At 37.7% G+C, this 16478-nt stretch carries 15 protein-coding genes; 3 read left to right on the top strand and 12 right to left on the bottom strand.

The features are described from left to right. Positions 1 to 324 precede the first annotated feature (324 nt). The 4 genes from HMPREF0669_RS08495 to HMPREF0669_RS08510 all read right to left on the bottom strand — a co-directional run bounded on the left by HMPREF0669_RS08495 (position 325) and on the right by HMPREF0669_RS08510 (position 6307). Positions 325 to 846, bottom strand: a complete 522-nt coding sequence (locus HMPREF0669_RS08495; RefSeq protein WP_009227874.1) for a WG repeat-containing protein — start codon at positions 844 to 846, stop codon at positions 325 to 327. A gap of 566 nt (positions 847 to 1412) precedes the next feature. Then, complete coding sequence (locus HMPREF0669_RS08500; RefSeq protein ID WP_009227873.1) at positions 1413 to 2423, bottom strand: M28 family peptidase; 1011 nt, start codon at positions 2421 to 2423, stop codon at positions 1413 to 1415. A gap of 52 nt (positions 2424 to 2475) precedes the next feature. Continuing rightward, positions 2476 to 4281, bottom strand: a complete 1806-nt coding sequence (locus HMPREF0669_RS08505; RefSeq protein WP_009227872.1) for a fused gamma-glutamyl-gamma-aminobutyrate hydrolase/peptidase — start codon at positions 4279 to 4281, stop codon at positions 2476 to 2478. Positions 4282 to 4621: 340 nt separating this feature from the next. Next, positions 4622 to 6307 carry a Na/Pi cotransporter family protein gene (locus HMPREF0669_RS08510; RefSeq protein ID WP_009227871.1) on the bottom strand — a complete coding sequence of 562 codons (1686 nt, stop codon included), beginning with the start codon at positions 6305 to 6307 and terminating at the stop codon, positions 4622 to 4624. A 150-nt stretch (positions 6308 to 6457) separates the two neighbouring features. Here HMPREF0669_RS08510 and HMPREF0669_RS08515 point away from each other — a divergent pair, with 150 nt between their 5' ends. Together HMPREF0669_RS08515 and HMPREF0669_RS08520 are read left to right on the top strand one after the other, a co-directional pair. Further along, on the top strand, positions 6458 to 8128 hold the full coding sequence (locus tag HMPREF0669_RS08515) for a nucleoside kinase (RefSeq protein ID WP_009227870.1): 1671 nt from the start codon (positions 6458 to 6460) through the stop codon (positions 8126 to 8128). A gap of 212 nt (positions 8129 to 8340) precedes the next feature. Beyond that, a complete protein-coding gene (locus HMPREF0669_RS08520; RefSeq protein WP_009227869.1) occupies positions 8341 to 9162 on the top strand; it encodes a pyridoxamine kinase in 822 nt (273 codons plus the stop codon). 550 nt (positions 9163 to 9712) lie between these two features. Here the strand turns inward: HMPREF0669_RS08520 and HMPREF0669_RS08525 are convergent. Both HMPREF0669_RS08525 and HMPREF0669_RS08530 read right to left on the bottom strand, forming a co-directional pair. Further along, the gene (locus HMPREF0669_RS08525) at positions 9713 to 10297 is read right to left on the bottom strand and encodes a hypothetical protein (RefSeq protein WP_009227868.1); all 585 of its coding nucleotides are present in this window, start codon (positions 10295 to 10297) and stop codon (positions 9713 to 9715) included. Between the two features lie 88 nt (positions 10298 to 10385). Beyond that, positions 10386 to 11000: a hypothetical protein gene (locus HMPREF0669_RS08530; RefSeq protein ID WP_009227867.1), complete on the bottom strand. Its 615-nt coding sequence runs from the start codon at positions 10998 to 11000 to the stop codon at positions 10386 to 10388. Between the two features lie 373 nt (positions 11001 to 11373). On the opposite strand from HMPREF0669_RS08530, the gene HMPREF0669_RS08535 reads away from it, so the two are divergent. Beyond that, positions 11374 to 11640 carry a hypothetical protein gene (locus HMPREF0669_RS08535; protein WP_020967363.1) on the top strand — a complete coding sequence of 89 codons (267 nt, stop codon included), beginning with the start codon at positions 11374 to 11376 and terminating at the stop codon, positions 11638 to 11640. Positions 11641 to 11720: 80 nt separating this feature from the next. On the opposite strand, the gene HMPREF0669_RS08540 is transcribed toward HMPREF0669_RS08535, so the two are convergent. The 6 genes from HMPREF0669_RS08540 to rplM form a co-directional block, all read right to left on the bottom strand. Then, a complete protein-coding gene (locus HMPREF0669_RS08540; RefSeq protein WP_020967364.1) occupies positions 11721 to 12020 on the bottom strand; it encodes a DUF6804 family protein in 300 nt (99 codons plus the stop codon). 1 nt (position 12021) lies between these two features. Then, positions 12022 to 12618: a hypothetical protein gene (locus tag HMPREF0669_RS08545; protein ID WP_009227866.1), complete on the bottom strand. Its 597-nt coding sequence runs from the start codon at positions 12616 to 12618 to the stop codon at positions 12022 to 12024. Between the two features lie 545 nt (positions 12619 to 13163). Then, positions 13164 to 14006: a translation elongation factor Ts gene (gene tsf, locus HMPREF0669_RS08550; protein ID WP_009227865.1), complete on the bottom strand. Its 843-nt coding sequence runs from the start codon at positions 14004 to 14006 to the stop codon at positions 13164 to 13166. A gap of 146 nt (positions 14007 to 14152) precedes the next feature. Further along, positions 14153 to 14974: a 30S ribosomal protein S2 gene (rpsB, locus tag HMPREF0669_RS08555; RefSeq protein WP_009227864.1), complete on the bottom strand. Its 822-nt coding sequence runs from the start codon at positions 14972 to 14974 to the stop codon at positions 14153 to 14155. Positions 14975 to 15330: 356 nt separating this feature from the next. Next, a complete protein-coding gene (rpsI, locus tag HMPREF0669_RS08560) occupies positions 15331 to 15717 on the bottom strand; it encodes a 30S ribosomal protein S9 (protein ID WP_009227863.1) in 387 nt (128 codons plus the stop codon). A 12-nt stretch (positions 15718 to 15729) separates the two neighbouring features. Then, a complete protein-coding gene (rplM, locus tag HMPREF0669_RS08565; RefSeq protein ID WP_009227862.1) occupies positions 15730 to 16191 on the bottom strand; it encodes a 50S ribosomal protein L13 in 462 nt (153 codons plus the stop codon). Between the last annotated feature and the right edge of the window lie 287 nt (positions 16192 to 16478).

Consider the following 16478-nt stretch of genomic DNA (forward strand, 5'->3'; position numbering starts at 1 on the left):
TTTTATTTTAGTTCGATGATGATATAGCAATGGTTGTGTTATTAGAAGGTAAAGAGGATAGGTTTAGGGGTGAGAATAGTGTTTTTAATGATGAAAGGGTAAGAAAGAGAAAGGCGAAATGATGTGAAGAAGGAGAGATGGGGTTGTGAATAGAAGACAAGGAGGGGGCTTGCACGTCCTTTAAATAGAGGAATATACTTCTTCAATAGGGGGGAGAGATGAAGATAAATAAGGGAGAAATGCAAGTTGTATAGGGTTGAGGTGCAAGGCGAGGTGCGTGCTTTTAGGTGACGAAGAGGCTTTGAAAAGAAGGAAATAAGTCTATTAGGGGCGAGTGATAACCTGCCAGTTGTCTGACTGCCAATACTCATGTGCATCGACATTACTATTATCTCTCATCATTTTTCCGCTGTTTGTCACCTGTGCTTTGCCGTCTTTAAAAGGGCGAGCAAACTGATATTGGGGTGCAATAACAATGTTGCCAAGTGTATCGGCAAAGCCAATGAGGTTGTTTTCGCCCACTATTCGGAACAAACCCTCGACAGGATAGTCGGGTCCGTTATCGAATTGGAACACATTAAAAAGGAATTTGCCCTCGTTGTTGAAGCACTTTATCACGCCATTGCTATCCGACACAAAGCCAATGTGGGTGATAGTATCGGTAAAAGCCATAGGATAAATGCAGCGAATGATGGTGTCGCCCTTATCGTTTACATAGCCATAAAGCTCTTTTTGCTCTACCACAACGAGGCGATTGCTGGTGGTTTGACAGCTACCAAACAAGAGAATAGCCAATAAAACAACGATTGTTGCACTGCTTTTCCATAGGATTCTTCCTTCTTTCATCTGTAAGTTGATTTGTATTAATGGGGCATTTGCATTGTTGAAACACAAGAATCTTGTCCGACGAATGGTGTGTTCGCTCTTCTTGTGTCGTTCTTTTTATCGATAAGACGATAGTGCAAATATATAAATAAAAAGACGAATGGTTGCTGGCTTCATCGTTAAATATGTTCCCTCGCAATCCTTTTGTTTAACGATGGTGCAGACCTTCGCTTGTAAAAGCATTGCTTTTAGCGAGTAAAAGGGCATCAATTAGAGGATAAAAGCAGTGTAATTGCATGGCAAAAGGACAGCTTTTGTAGAGCAAGGGTGGAGAGAATGGGCAAAAAAATAATGTAAAAGAAAGGATAGTGCCTATCTTTTACATTATCATTTATCGTGTTTCTTCTCAATATATGATGTTGATGAAGAATATTTCTCGATCTTTCAAAACCCAATCGTCTTGCCCTTGTCTGCCTAAACCATCACTTTTAGGGTCTAAAAGAAAGGGAGTGAAGAGCGGGTTGTATCGACTTTCTACCTCACATCTCTACCTTATATATTATAATAGGTGAGGAGAGAGTATCGAATTATTCCTTTTCTTGGCACAAAACATTCATCACCGTTTGTCCAATAGCTTTGAGAGTCTTGCGATCTATGTTGTTGATATTATCGTTTACGGTGTGCCATACTGGTCCAAAAATATTAGGGCTCATCTCTGGATAATATGGAATGATGTCGATAGTAGGTATCTTTGCAATTTGATTAACAGGTATATGGTCGTCTGTTATCGCTCCTCCTGTTTGGTTAATAAATACATTACTATATCCAGCATTAGCCGCTTCGCCCCACACTTTGGCAACAATCTCGGGTGCATAAGTCATCGATGCTTGCTCAATATAGAATTTTGCGTTCTTACCTCCAACCATATCGAGAAGTATTCCGTATCGAGCAGTGTAGTTGTTGGGTAGGTTTCTCGACCAATATTGTGCGCCTAAAGCCCATGTATCCTCATCGTTTGTTTTTTCAACCCATTCGGGTGTGCCCCAATCTTCAGCGTCGAAACAAACAAAGTCGATACCAATGTTACCTAAGTTGTGCGATTTTAAGTTGCGAGCAAGCTCTAACATCATTGCAACTCCGCTGGCTCCGTCGTCTGCTGCCATAACAGGTTTCTTCCAATTTGCCTTGTCTGGGTCGTTATCTGCCCATGGTCTGCTGTCCCAATGCGCACAAAGCAGGATGCGAGTAGAGGCTTTTGGATTGAGTTGCGCCATGATGTTGGTGGCTTTTAGCGGTGTTCCATCATAGCCTTTTAGCGTTGCTTTTTGTTCAGACACAGTGCAACCAAAGCTCTTAAACTTGTTCACTATCCACTGAGCACATTGTTCGTGTGCTTCGCTATTCATCGTTCTTGGTCCAAAGTTGCATTGTTCTGCAATGTAAGTATAAGCACTATCGGCATTGAAAACGGGTGCATTCACTTGTGTAATCTGTTCTTCTTCAACAGGCTTTGCTGTTTTTTGCTTTACGAAATACCCGCCTATGACTCCTGCCAGCACAACAATTGCGCCTATTTTAATCATCGTTGTTTTTTTCATTTGTTGTTGATTGTAATATAATTGCTCACAACAGATATTGCGATTATTTAGTTTATCGTTTGCCTATCTTTTGAACTTGCTCCATCACTCTTAACCAGTTGCCACCCCAAATCTTTCTAATATCGTTTTCCGAATATCGTTTTCTGAGTAAAAAGATTGTGAAACGGATGAGTTCAGAGGAATCTCTTAGACCTAAAATGCCCCCATCTCCATCGAAATCAGTGCCGAGTCCGACGTGGTCGACGCCCATTATGTTGATGAAATGGTCGAGATGGCGCATCGCATCCTCGATTGTTGCATTGCCATCTTTTGCTAGGAAACCCTTATATAGGGTGACATGAGCCACTCCGTTGTGTTCTGCTAGAGCTAAAAGTTGTTTGTCTGTGAGGTTTCTTGGCACGTCGCACAATGCTTTAGAGTTGCTATGACTACACACAATGGGGGCTTTACTCGTCTTTAGCACGTCGAAAAAGGTGCTTTCTGCAGCGTGACTAAGGTCTACCATAATGCCATATTTGTTCATTTCGGCAACTACTTCTTTTCCATAAGCACTTAATCCACCATGTGTTTTGCTTCCTCTCGCACTGTCGCAGATAAGATTATCACCATTATGACATAAGGTAATGTAGCTTATTCCACGCTCAGCAAAATGCTTAACGTTGGCAATGTCTCGTTCAAGAGCCAAGCCGTTTTCTATTGCAAGCATAATAGAACGGCGTCCTTCGAACTTGTTTTGCATCACTTCGAAAGGTGTTTTGGCAATAGAAACATAGTCTTTATGATTAGAAATCATGCTTTCTACCTTGTCGAAGATAAAGTCTGCATACTTTTTAGGACTGTCAATACCAAATGTATTCTTGTTTTTAAAGTTCTCGTTTCCTATTGTTTGAGGCAAATAAGCAACCATCGTGGTTACATCTTGCTTGCTTTCTGCCATCTTATGTAAGTCAACAAGAACTTCTTTGCAACGTTTGGTTATATCAACTTCTTCTTTATCGAAGAACATTGGGGTGTCGCAATGCGAGTCGAGGGTGATAATTTTGTTGTGAAGAGCTTTGGCTTGAGCATATTCTTGTGCCTGGGTAGTGAGCCATTCGAATAGCTTTACCCCATCTTCTCCTAACCATTCGGGGTGCCATTGCACTGCTAGGAAAGGCTTAAACTCGGTACTTTCGAGTGCTTCAATAACACCATCACTAGCCTTTGCTGTGATTTTTAGCTTAGGACCAATATAACTTACTGCTTGATGATGGAAAGAGTTAACAAAGAGTTTCTTTGTTTTGTAGATAGAATAAAGAATAGAATGAGGATCGATGTCGATAGAGTGGGTGTATTCTTCACGATCGGCATCTTGACTATGTTTTATTAAACGCACCACTTCTCCATCAGAAAGCAAGCTCTTAGCGGCAAGTTTTCGGCTTTCTTCGATATCTTGTGCAACCTTACCCCCAGAGGCAATGGCAATGCATTGCATTCCTCTACAGATTCCAAGAGTAGGCATTTGTCGGTTACGAGAAAGGAGAGAAGTGAGTAATTCAAAATGATCTCTTTTACTATTGATGTGCCCTAAATGTGGAGAAGGTTCATCACCACTCCATAATGGATTGAAATCACTACCACCTGAGAATATAATTCCATCGATAGAATCAAGAATATTGATGATTGTTTCTGGGTCTTCTGTGGGTGGAATAATGACTGGTGCACCTCCTGCTTTTATCACTTGCTGGCAATAAGGATTACGAATAAGGACATCATTACCTTCTATATTTCCTGTAATTCCGATGATTGGACGTTTTGTACTCTCTGGATATTTACTGTAAATGTCCTTGAGATAGGTGTTAATATCGTATGATTTCATTTGCGATCTTGAAATTATTCGTTGCTATACCGTATTTAATTGTAGCACAACCTCTATAGGATATAATGACTTTTGTCGCCTTTTTACGACAAAGAATGCAGAACTAAGAGGTGTGTTTTTTCAATAGTTAGAACGAATTTATTATTGTTTTAACAAGCAAATATAGCTGTTTTTTATGGATTATGCAAAAGCTTGTTTCGTAATTTATACCTAGATTTGGTATTTTAGTCTTTTATTGGTTTAAAGTATGGCAAGAATAATGAAATATAAAAGTTAAAAGAGATTGCTCAAAATAATAAGCAATCTCTTTTATGAACATTCTATTCTGTTTCGATATCTTTTATTTTTGGCGTAAGCCTAAACGTGCTTCTACCACATTTACAACATAGTCGCCAAGCTTTTCGCATTCTGTAATGATATCCATATATAGCGTACCCATTTCGTAAGTGTATTTACGTTCGTTGATGTCGTTGATATTCTGGTTGCGAAGTTGGTTTCTATAGTTGTTAATCTCATTCTCGATGTTGAATGAAAGATGAGCATCCATGCGGTCTTTAGGACCATTAAAGAGAATATTCATTTGCGTTAAGCTATCGTCAGTCAATTCAAACATCTGATGAATGTGTTGATATTGTTCTTCAGTGAAGTCTTCTTTTTGTTCTGACTTGCGGTGAATAGTACGTGCAATGTTATAGCAACTATCGCCAATACTTTCAATTTCGGTGATTTGACGCATCATACTTCTCACTTTTCCTTTAGTTTCATCACTTAGATGTGCATCACTCACTCCATTTAAATACGTTGCAATTTCGATTTCCATGTTATCCGAAATGTCTTCGTATTTCTCTATTCTAGAGTAGAGCTTATTGAATTTTGTAAGATCTTTCTCGTGAATAAGGTCACGAACCATGCCAAACATACGCTGAATACGCTCTGCAAAAGAGGTAATTTCTTTTTGAGCTTCGAATAAAGAAAGCTCTGGAGTAGCCATAATACCACCTTGAATGAAACGCAAACGGAACTCTTCTTCCTCGTCGTTCTTCTTTGGTTTGATGATAAAATATGCTATACGTTCTATTTGTGGAATGAACCAAATAAGAATAAAGGTATTAGTTACGTTAAACATAGTGTGGAATGCTGCCAAAGCAAACGACAAACGAACAGGATCTAGGCTTTCACTTGAAGGGTTAACACCCACTAATGAGCAGGCCATATCAACGAACCAATAGAACACGCACATAATCCAGAAGACACCAAAGCAATTGAAGAACAAGTGAGCAAAGGCTGCTCTGCGTGCTTGTGTGTTAGCTGTTAGAGCTGCAAGGTTCGCTGTTATGGTTGTTCCAATATTCTCTCCCATCACAAGAGCAATGCCTAAGTAGATGGGAAGCACTCCTCCTGTACATAAAACCATGGTGATAGCCATCAATGCGGCTGATGAATGAACGATACAAGTGAGGATGGTACCAATTAATACGAATATAATAATAGTGAAATAACTATCTGGATTAAAAGAGGCAAAGAACTTTATCAATGTCTCATTGTGTGCCAAATCCATCTCTTTTCCTGACATACTAAGTATTCCGAGCGAGAAGAACATGAACGAAATACCAAAAAGAAAGTCGCCAACATACCTATAACGCTTTGTATAAATAAGTATGATTGCGACTAAAAAGACGGGCCATACAACCGAAGTCATATTGAATGAGAATCCAGCACTCATGATCCAAGCCGTGAATGTTGTACCAATATTGGCACCCATAATTACTGAAATGGCTTGAGCAAGGGTGAGAAGACCTGCATTTACAAATGAAACGGTCATTACAGTTGTGGCTGTTGATGATTGAACGGCAGTGGTAATGAATGTACCAGTGAGCATACCTGTGATGCGGTTGGTGGTCATTGCACCTAAAATGTGGCGTAGTTGAGAACCTGCCATCTTTTGAAGTGCCTCACTCATAACCTTCATTCCATAGATAAGTAGTGCTAATGCTCCTACTGACTTTAAAATAATTAAAATTGACATAGTGTTGTTTTTGTTGTCTATTTTTGTGTATTTGTTACCCTATTTTTTGCTAACTTTGTGCTTAGAGATATGCTAAGCAAGGAGAGTAATAAAGTTATTACTCTTTTGTGTAGAATGTTATATGTGTTTATTCCTAAACAGTTTAAAATTATGTCCATATCAGAATTGATACAAATACATTGCAAAAATAATAAAAAAAATGAGAATGTTACAATTGGAAGTACTCTTTTTGATATTTTCCCAAAATTAAATTTGAAAATGATTCACGGACCTTTGTCTGCTAAAGTGAATAATAAGGTAGAGGGAATGCATTATAGGGTATATCGAAATAAAGATGTTGAGTTCTTAGATATCACTTCTCCTTCGGGTATGCGAGCCTATACACGCACTTTGTTCTTTGTTCTTTGTAAGGCTGTTCACGATCTATATAAAGGTAGTAAGGTGGTTGTTGAGTTCCCTGTTAGCAATGGTTATTATTGTGATGTACAACTTGGCAGACCCATTTTGAGTGAAGATGCAACGAAAATTAAGCAACGAATGCAAGAAATTATCGATTGTAAGATGCCCATAAGACGTTTTGAGCAACCCACCGACGATGTTATTGCGTTGTTTAAAAAGAAAGGTGACGAGGCAAAGGTGAAGCTATTGCAAAGCACTGGTATGCTTTATAACGTGTATTATGCCATCGACGATTATGTTGACTATTACTATGGATCGCTTTTAACTAACACTGCGCAGCTCTATCTCTTTGGATTAGAATTTTATGAGAATGGACTTCTGCTTCGTGTTCCATCGTCTTCTAATCCTGAAGTCTTAGGTTCTATGATTCAACAAGATAAGATGTTCGAGATGTTTAGAGAGCATCATCGCTGGCAAGGCTTGTTAGGTGTGCGCACAGTGGGCGACTTTAACGAGAAAGTGGAAGAGGGAAAAGGCTCGGATTTGATTCGAGTTTCGGAAGCATTGCAAGAGAAACGTATTGCAAAAATTGCTGATGAAATTGCCCAACGCAACAATGTTAAAGTGGTTTTAATCGCTGGTCCATCGTCATCGGGCAAGACAACATTCTGCAAACGCTTGTCTATTCAGTTACTAACAAATGGTATTCACCCAGTAGAGCTATCGCTCGACAATTATTTTGTCGATAGAGATAAAACCCCAAAGCAGTCTAATGGCGACTTTGATTATGAGCATTTGCACGCTATTGATATTGATTTGTTGAACAAACAGCTGAAAATGTTACTGAATGGTGAGCGAGTGGAATTGCCAAGATATAATTTTATGACGGGAAAGAGTGAGAAAGAAACGGGCGATTTTGTGCAGTTAAAGCCCGATAACGTGTTGTTGATTGAGGGCATTCACGCTCTTAATCCCGATCTTACCGCTCAATTGCCTGGCGATTCGCTCTTTAAAGTGTATATTTCTGCCCTCACAACCATTCTACTCGACGACCATAACTATATTCCCACCACAGATAATAGACTTTTGCGACGCATTATTCGTGACTATAAATACCGCAATGCGTCGGCAGAAAACACCATCGATAGATGGCAATCGGTGCGAGATGGAGAGGAAAAATGGATTTTTCCTTATCAAGAAGAGGCTGATGTGATGTTCAATACAGCGATGTTATTCGAGTTTGCTGTTATTCGTTCGCAGGCTGAACCCTTGTTAGAAAGAGTGCCACAAAACTGCAATGCCTATTCGGAAGCGTTGCGATTGTTGGGCTTTTTGAAGTATGTAACACCCATACACGATAACGAAATTCCTCCAACAAGTTTGTTGAGAGAGTTTCTTGGCGGTAGTTCTTTCTTGTATTAAGATATTTTTCGCCTACCTTTCATTGCTCCTGTATCGTTCGAAAAGGTCGAGTATTTCTTATGTTTAGATTCATTTTGTGAGCATTTTAATAACATCTTCAACCTACGAGGAGCGATATAAACTAGCAAAGAGGAGTATTTCGTAATGTAGTTTTACACCTTATTATATATAAACGCAATAGAATAGTAACTCAAAAAAATAGTGATAAGAAAATGAGTAATATCCTTTTAATAAACGATATGCCTGGAGTGGGCAAAGTGGCAACGGCTGCAATGCTCCCCATCTTGTCGTATATGGGGCACTCGGTGTGCAATCTTCCAACCGCATTGGTGTCTAATACGCTCGATTATGGTAAGTTTAGCATTCTCGAAACTACCGACTATATGCAGCAGGTCATTCCCATTTGGCAACAATTGGGCTTTGAGTTTAATGCCATTGCCACAGGTTTTATTATCTCAGAACAGCAGGCTAAGCTGGTGGCAGACTATTGTTTGAGCGAGAAAAAGAAGAAAACCAAGATCTTTGTAGACCCTATTATGGGAGATAATGGTAGTTTGTATAATGGTATTTCGCACGAAACGGTTGAGATGATGAAACATCTTATTGCCGTGGCAGATGTGTGTTATCCTAATTATACAGAGGCTTGTTTCTTAACCGACACGCCTTTTAAGGACGAAGGAATTAGTGAAGACGAGGCGAAAGACTTGCTTTTGAAACTAAAAGAACAAGGTGCTGTGGCTGCACTCATCACAAGTGTGAAGGTGAATGGCACAATGTGCGTGGTGGGTTGTAGTGAAGAAAGAGACAATAAAGATTTCTTTTTCTTGCCATATGATGAAATTCCTGTTCGTTTTCCTGGCACAGGCGACATCTTTTCTGCCATTCTTATGGGCGAAGTGATGAAACAACGCTCTTTAATTGATTCGACCCAAAAGGCGATGAACGTAGTAGAACGATTGATTAAGCTGAGTCTAAACAATGAAGATAAGAAGCGAGGAATAGACATCGAACGGCATTTATCCGACGTGTTATAGGTCTGTTCGCTATCAAAAACAAGAAAAAGCCACCTAAAATGCAAAATGTTGTAGTTTTAGGTGGCTTTTCTTTGTATTTGCTATAATTGTCAAGGTAATCTTGAGAGCAATTAAAAGAGATGATGTTAAAATTTATAATTTGATAGATATTGTGTTAAATAACTTACCTTTCGTAAGGTTGTGCACGATAACATTCGATTGATTATAATCAAGTAATCCACTTTTTGTGAATGTTTTTCATGAAAACTCTTGCACGAATGAACTTCAGTTGCTACCTTTGCATTGTCAAAAGGTTAATAGATTGTTTAGGTTAGTAGTAATAGATTTATGTTTTTAGTTATTAGTTTAAGGTAAAAAACATGATTGTTTAACAGGAACTTGGACGTCGTGAGACATTCAATACCAAATAGAAATTAAAATGTTAAACATAGAAACACGCCATAGCTCGCTGAGAGCTGTGGTGTTTTTCTTTTTATATACCTATCGAACTAAAAGAATAAACGGCTCGTTCGTCATTGCAACATGTGCATTTCGAGCGAGCCGTTTGTTGTTATTGTAAGCTTTTGAGTGCTTCTTCGTAGGCGGAGAAGTTTCCTATATAAACTCCATTTTTAAAGGAAAAGAATCTTTTAGAATTGTTTATTCTCTTGTTAGAGTTGGTTACATCTTTATAAAACAGCTTGGTGTAGCGTCGCCATTTGTTTGTTTTATAAGTGTTGTGATGAATCATCAGAATTGGAACTCCTAATTTTCTTACCTTGTCAAGTTCTAAATACGAGTTGGCAATAGGCAATGCGTTCACTCCATTTGCTTTACACATATCTACAAAATCGTTTGCATTTAGATTTTTATACAGTGTATAAGATGGAGAGAAGTTATAGATAATCACATTTGAATGTTGCTTGCAATAGTCTTTCACTTGCTGTGCATTGATGAGATATATTGCCCTGTCGTCTTTTAACTCGTCGATAGAACCAGTGGTTGGGGTAACCCTTTTTTGTGCTTCTGGTCGTAGAAAGTAAAAATCATCGGTTTTATTTAGAATGTGACAAGAACTTAAAATGGCGCTAAAACCAAGTGCAATAAAAATGTGTAGGATAGCAAAACGACTGCTTTGAGTTTGATTTCTTTTCATTCTTAGATGTCTTTTTATGGGTAAAACAAGGTGTTTACTTTCATCTTTGATACGTTTTTTGTTTCTTTTTTATGCGAAACAATAACAATTATTGCTTCTGCAATGTTTTTACATCTTTGATGTTAAGAGCTTCGAGGGCTTCTTTGCACGAGCTAAAGTTGCCGATATGTTTGCCGTTTTGAAACGAGAAGTAAATTCCTTGGGGCTGATCTGGCGAGTTACTGTCTATCAATTCGTTATAGAAAAGGCGGATGTATCGTGGTCTCCACTTTGTACCTAAGGGCTGAGGGTCTATCATGAGCAGTGGAATTCCAATTTTTCTTGTGTCGGCAAGTCCCCCAAAAGTATTGCCAATAACTAACGGATTGGTGCCATTTGCTTTGCACATATCCACAAAATCGTTTACTTGCATGCATGCACTGCTACCGCAATAGGGAGTATAATCGTATATAACAACCTGTTGGTGCTTGTTGCAATAGTCTTTAATCTGCTGAACTTCTACAAGATAGATGGTGTTGTCGGCTTTCAATTGGTCGATATCTCCAAAGCTTTTCACCACTCGTTGTTTCTCTTTTGCAGTGAGTTTGTTGTAGTCGGAGGTTAATCCTCCAATAGAACAAGAGCTTATAAGGGCGGTAAATGCAAGGACTGATAGAATTAATTTCGTTTTGAAACAATTGTTTTTAGGCGTTTTTAGTGTCATATTGTGAAGTGTTTGTTAGTTAAGTAAAGTTCTTCTACAAATATAATAAAAAAGTCTTTTCTTGCAAAAAGAAAGCTATTTTATTTTGATGCAAGCGTGAGTGAGTTATAAAAGCATTGAGTTGGTGATGCAAAAGGGCTGTTATTGCATCAAAAAAACTTACAGAAGTCATCTGCCATACAAAATATTTCAGTATCTTTGCCCTCAATGATTATTGCGATTTTTGTAGCTATTTGTAATTAACTCCTTAGAGTTATAACAAATTCTGCTAATTACCCAATTTATAGACACTTATAATTCGTCGAACTCATGTTATAATAATGATTAACATAATCATATGAAATGGATTGCAATAAATAAATCAAAATGAATCATGGAAGAAAAAACAAAACACATTATAGCTCATACTATATATGTCATATGTAAGATATTAGCAAGAGAATTAAGATTGGTATTAAAGCCTTTAGGGATAGGAATTCTTATATGGGGAATCTTTAATGTAGTCGCAGAGTGGAGTGATGTGGTATTTGGTCATAACCTGAAGGACCCGTTTTTTACACTTGGTAATATAGGTTTCTTTCTTCCAATGATATTTTTTTATTATAGGAGAATTCGTGCATGGGTTTTAAAATGGAAATAATGTAATCTTAAAGTTACAACAAGTTTCACTAATCACTAATTATATAGATATTTATAATTAGTCAAACTCACGTTAAGATATCAATTATTTTTGTTTTTATACCATAGTAGAAATAATGATATTGCCACAATAACATCTATCAGATTCCATATTGCTCTACCAAAAGCCATTTTGAAAAATGGCTGAAATAGCAATGAAAGGAAACCTGCTATTAAGCAAAATACTATTTGTTTATTCTTATAGAAGTTGAATGCCATACATCCAAAGATTATCATAGCAGTAAATCTTATCAAAGTGTAATACCCATAAGGCATTGGAAATAAGCATAATAATAAAGCTAATGCCAGACCTGCACCGATTTTATTAAGTAGTTTATCCATATTATCTATATCTGTTTGAATTATATTCTTCCTCCATTTCCTCACTCCATTCTCTACAGAAATCGCAAAAAGTATAAGAATCGTCTATCTGATAACCTTGCATTTCTTCTAAGTCTTCATTTCTGGCAGCAGCTTTACAATCACTGCCACAATCTAAATGGTATATTTCAAGCTGATGATCCACAAGGAAAGTTTCACATTCAAAAGCATAATGTTTCCTATATTGGCTGCTGAAGTAGATTGCACAAATACCAAAAATAATTAATATACTCCCCCAAACTATGGTAAACTTATATTTTATTGGCTTTGGCTTCTTTTCTGTTTTAGACCAATAACAGTCTTCTGGTTCATCAACATCAACTTCTATATCCAGTTTTACTACTAATGCTACAATGTATGCAACACAAAGAAGTGAAGTACCAGTAACTAAATTAAGCAAGTTGCTAATGAACCCCCAATGAAAGTATAATGAAAAAGATAATATGATAGCTAGGATACAACTACCTGGAACTATAATTGTCTTTGCATGGGATTTAATTTTATTATAGGTATCTCTTCCTATAATATTAGATAAAAAAGATTGCTTAACTGTAGCCATTATTACTATTTAAGTTATGTTTGATAAGATGTAGAGTAGCAATAGTTATGTTGCAAGTTGGTATAGTACTTGTGGTATCATGTCATTCTATATAATTTTATGAAGATAACCAGCACTAATCCAAGATTCTTTTATTAAAAATAGATCTTGTTCTATTAGGCAAAAGTACGATTTTTTTTCTAAACTAAACAAATTTAAATACTTTATTGAAAAGTTTTTTTCTTGCAAAAGGAAAGCGATTCTATTTCAAAAGAAAGTGTGGGTGAGTTATAAAAGCATTGAGTTGGTGATGCAAAAGGACTGTTATTGCATGGTAAAAGGATTGCTTTTGCGGTGTGAAAGGACTGCTTTTGCGGGAGGGTGAGGCTCTCTTTCGGGACTGAAGGGAATGGAATATAAGCGAAGAGTGGTGTTGCTTTCTTCGAAAAAGGATAGCCATAAGAGGGGAGAGGGTATAAAAAAAGAGTGTTTAAACGTATCTTTCTAAAGCGAAAGACGCCATTTAAACACTCATTATTTTTCTGAATTAGAATCTTCTTGTAAGCTTATTCTGCACGCAAAGTAAAGCGACGGAATGCTGTTACAGTTAGATCTTTATCTGTTTGGTGAAGATATTCTGCAACGCTTAGCTTGCTATCTTGAATGAATTCTTGTTCAAGAAGGCAGTTTTCTTTGTAGAACTTCTTCAATCTTCCTTGTGCAATTTGTTGTAACATAGCATCTGGAAGGTTCTTACCTTTAGCTGCTTGCTCTTCACGAGTCTTCTCAATAGCAACCTTTAACTCTTCGTCTTTAACCTTTTGAGGTACACCTGCTTCATCAAGAGCAACTGGGTTCATAGCAGCAACTTGCATAGTTACAGCGTGACCTTGAGCTTCTGCTGGCTTGTTTGTTTGTACCATTGTGCAAAGAACGTTGATGTTTTGGTGGTTATATGTGTAGATGTTTTCTCCTTCAAGGTAGTTATAACCATCTAATTCCATCTTTTCTCCAGTGATACCTGAACGCTCTGCAACTGCTTCAGCAACCTTTCTGCCATTAGCAAGAGTAAGTTCTTGTACTTCTTCAAGGCTCTTAGCTTTAGCTGAAACCGCTGCATCTAGGATGTCTTGAGTTAGTTGAATATAGTCTTTTCCGTTAGCAACGAAGTCTGTTTCGCACTTTAATGCGATCATTGCACCGAAGTTATCTTGTACTTTAACAAGCACACAACCGTTTGAAGTTTCACGATCTGAACGCTTAGCAGCAATAGCTAAACCTCTTTCACGTACAAGTTCTATAGCACGATCGATATCGCCTTCAGCTTCAACAAGAGCTTTCTTTACATCTGCAAGACCTGCACCTGTAAGCTTACGAAGCTTTTGAATCTCTGCAATTGTTACACCCATAGTATGTATTTATTATTTTATTGAGTTAATGTTTTCTGTTAAAAGAATTGACAAACACCGTATTTCTGAAATGAATATATTGTTATTGAAACCGCTGTTTGTCAATTCAAAGAATGTCCACCACGTGATGTGATGGACAAAAATAATTATTCTTCTGTCTTAGCTTCAGCCTCTTCAGTAGCAGGAGCTTCCTCTTTGCGAGCCTTGCGAGCACGCTTTGGTTTAGCATCTGCAGCTACTTCAGCTTGTTCTGCTGCTGCTTTCTCGTCTGCTTTTTCAAGCTTACGCTCTGTTAAACCTTCAGCAATTGCAGAGCAACAAGCAGTAAGAATTACATCAATACTATCTTTTGCGTCGTCATTTGCAGGGATAACATAGTCTACAAGACGAGGATCAGAGTTTGTATCAACGATTGCAAATACAGGAATACCTAAACGTTGAGCTTCTTTAATCGCAATATGTTCTTTCATAACATCGATTACGAAAAGAGCAGAAGGTAAACGAGTAAGATCTGAAATAGAACCTAAGTTCTTTTCAAGCTTAGCACGTTGACGTGTAATTTGAAGCAATTCACGCTTTGAAAGGTTAGAGAATGTACCGTCATTCATCAATTTATCGATGTTAGTCATCTTCTTAACTGCCTTACGAATAGTAGGGAAGTTAGTAAGCATACCACCTGGCCAACGTTCAACAACGTATGGCATGTTAACGCTAGAAGCCTTTTCTGCAACGATTTCCTTAGCTTGTTTTTTAGTAGCGACGAATAAAATCTTCTTACCTGACTTAGCGATTTGCTTTAAAGCATCTGCTGCTTCGTCTACCTTAGCAACTGTTTTGTTAAGGTCGATGATATGAATACCGTTACGTTCCATAAAGATATATGGAGCCATTGCGGGATTCCACTTGCGGCGAAGGTGTCCAAAATGACTACCTGCTTGCAATAGTTGGTCAAAATTTGTTCTTGACATTTTTTCTTTTCTTTTAATTGTTTACTTTCTTTTTAATTCCTTTTTAGGATCAGCCAATAAGTAGCAAGGTGCATTGCGAAATGACTTTGGGTCTTATTGGTTTAGATACTAAACTTTATCATGGGCGTTGTTGGTGACCACATGATGATTTCCTTCTCTTTAATTGTTATGCTTTTGTTCTGTAATATGGCTGCTTTTAGGAGATAAAAGCATAGTTATTACCTCGTATTTGCAGTATTCTTACGAATGAAAAGCGAAGAAGGGTGCTGTTGTTTTCGGTCGATGGTGCTGCAACATAATGACAATCGTAATTGTAAAAGTTACTGCTATCGGCGAAATAAACAGCGTGTCGAATATTAACGCTTGCTGAATTGGAAGCGACGACGAGCCTTTGGTTGACCTGGTTTCTTACGTTCAACTACACGAGAGTCACGTGTTAAGAATCCTTCATCTTTCAAAGACTTCTTGTCTTCTGCGTTAACTTTAACCAATGCACGAGCGATTGCAAGACGCAATGCTTGGCTTTGGCCTGTGAAACCTCCACCATCGAGGTTTACTTTGATGTCGTATTTTCCTTCTGCTTCAAGTAGTTGAAGTGGTTGTTTTACCACATACTGCAAAATTGCAGATGGGAAATATGTTTCGAGATCTTTTTTATTGATTGTGATCTTGCCGGTTCCTTCTGTTAAGTAAACACGTGCTACTGCACTTTTACGGCGACCAATTGCATTAATCATTTCCATCTTTTACCGTCTTTATTTGTATTGTTTAATATCTATTGCTTTGGGTTTTTGAGCTTCTTTGTTGTGCTCTGTACCTTCAAACACATAGAGGTTCTTCAATATTGCACGTCCTAAAGGACCTTTTGGTAACATTCCTTTAACGGCATGACGTAAGATTCTGTCTACACCGTTTGGTCTTTTACGAAGTCCTTCTGGTGTGTTAAAGCGTTGTCCACCAGGATAACCAGTGTAATGTGTATACACTTTGTCGGTTTCTTTCTTACCTGTGAATACTACTTTTGCGGCATTAATGATGATAACATTGTCTCCACAATCAACGTGAGGAGTGAAGTTTGGTTTGTATTTACCACGCAAAATCTTTGCAACAATAGAGCAAAGACGACCTACTACCATGTCTGTTGCGTCGATAACTACCCACTCTTTCTTTACCGTTTCCTTGTTAGCGGAAATGGTTTTGTAACTTAAAGTGTTCATTCTTTTGATTAAATATTACTACTAAAAAACGTTTTTAATTCTTTTGTGCAGTCGATTCACTAACCGTTGTGTCTGGCCTTAAACATCAACTATTAACACTTCTACACAGGGGTTACTAAGTTTAGCCCCGTAATAATCGGACTACAAAGGTATTACTTTCTTTTTATTATAAGGAGATATGGTTGTGTTTGCTTGTGTATATTTATTTATTATTAACATTTTTGCGTTCTTGATAGATCCTTTATATTAATAAATATGTGTAAAAGAATGCTTCTGTTATGTTGTGC

This window comes from Prevotella sp. oral taxon 299 str. F0039, assembly GCF_000163055.2.
Classification (GTDB): domain Bacteria; phylum Bacteroidota; class Bacteroidia; order Bacteroidales; family Bacteroidaceae; genus Prevotella.

Bases quoted from the DNA above. Each gene is read 5' to 3' on its own strand.
- HMPREF0669_RS08545 (WP_009227866.1), bottom strand. From the start codon at position 12,618: ATGGCTACAGTTAAGCAATCTTTTTTATCTAATATTATAGGAAGAGAT.
- HMPREF0669_RS08520 (WP_009227869.1), top strand. From the start codon at position 8,341: ATGAGTAATATCCTTTTAATAAACGATATGCCTGGAGTGGGCAAAGTG.
- rplM (WP_009227862.1), bottom strand. From the start codon at position 16,191: ATGAACACTTTAAGTTACAAAACCATTTCCGCTAACAAGGAAACGGTA.
- rpsB (WP_009227864.1), bottom strand. From the start codon at position 14,974: ATGTCAAGAACAAATTTTGACCAACTATTGCAAGCAGGTAGTCATTTT.
- HMPREF0669_RS08525 (WP_009227868.1), bottom strand. From the start codon at position 10,297: ATGAAAAGAAATCAAACTCAAAGCAGTCGTTTTGCTATCCTACACATT.
- HMPREF0669_RS08535 (WP_020967363.1), top strand. From the start codon at position 11,374: ATGGAAGAAAAAACAAAACACATTATAGCTCATACTATATATGTCATA.
- tsf (WP_009227865.1), bottom strand. From the start codon at position 14,006: ATGGGTGTAACAATTGCAGAGATTCAAAAGCTTCGTAAGCTTACAGGT.
- HMPREF0669_RS08515 (WP_009227870.1), top strand. From the start codon at position 6,458: ATGTCCATATCAGAATTGATACAAATACATTGCAAAAATAATAAAAAA.
- HMPREF0669_RS08540 (WP_020967364.1), bottom strand. From the start codon at position 12,020: ATGGATAAACTACTTAATAAAATCGGTGCAGGTCTGGCATTAGCTTTA.
- HMPREF0669_RS08505 (WP_009227872.1), bottom strand. From the start codon at position 4,281: ATGAAATCATACGATATTAACACCTATCTCAAGGACATTTACAGTAAA.
- HMPREF0669_RS08500 (WP_009227873.1), bottom strand. From the start codon at position 2,423: ATGAAAAAAACAACGATGATTAAAATAGGCGCAATTGTTGTGCTGGCA.
- HMPREF0669_RS08530 (WP_009227867.1), bottom strand. From the start codon at position 11,000: ATGACACTAAAAACGCCTAAAAACAATTGTTTCAAAACGAAATTAATT.
- HMPREF0669_RS08495 (WP_009227874.1), bottom strand. From the start codon at position 846: ATGAAAGAAGGAAGAATCCTATGGAAAAGCAGTGCAACAATCGTTGTT.
- rpsI (WP_009227863.1), bottom strand. From the start codon at position 15,717: ATGGAAATGATTAATGCAATTGGTCGCCGTAAAAGTGCAGTAGCACGT.
- HMPREF0669_RS08510 (WP_009227871.1), bottom strand. From the start codon at position 6,307: ATGTCAATTTTAATTATTTTAAAGTCAGTAGGAGCATTAGCACTACTT.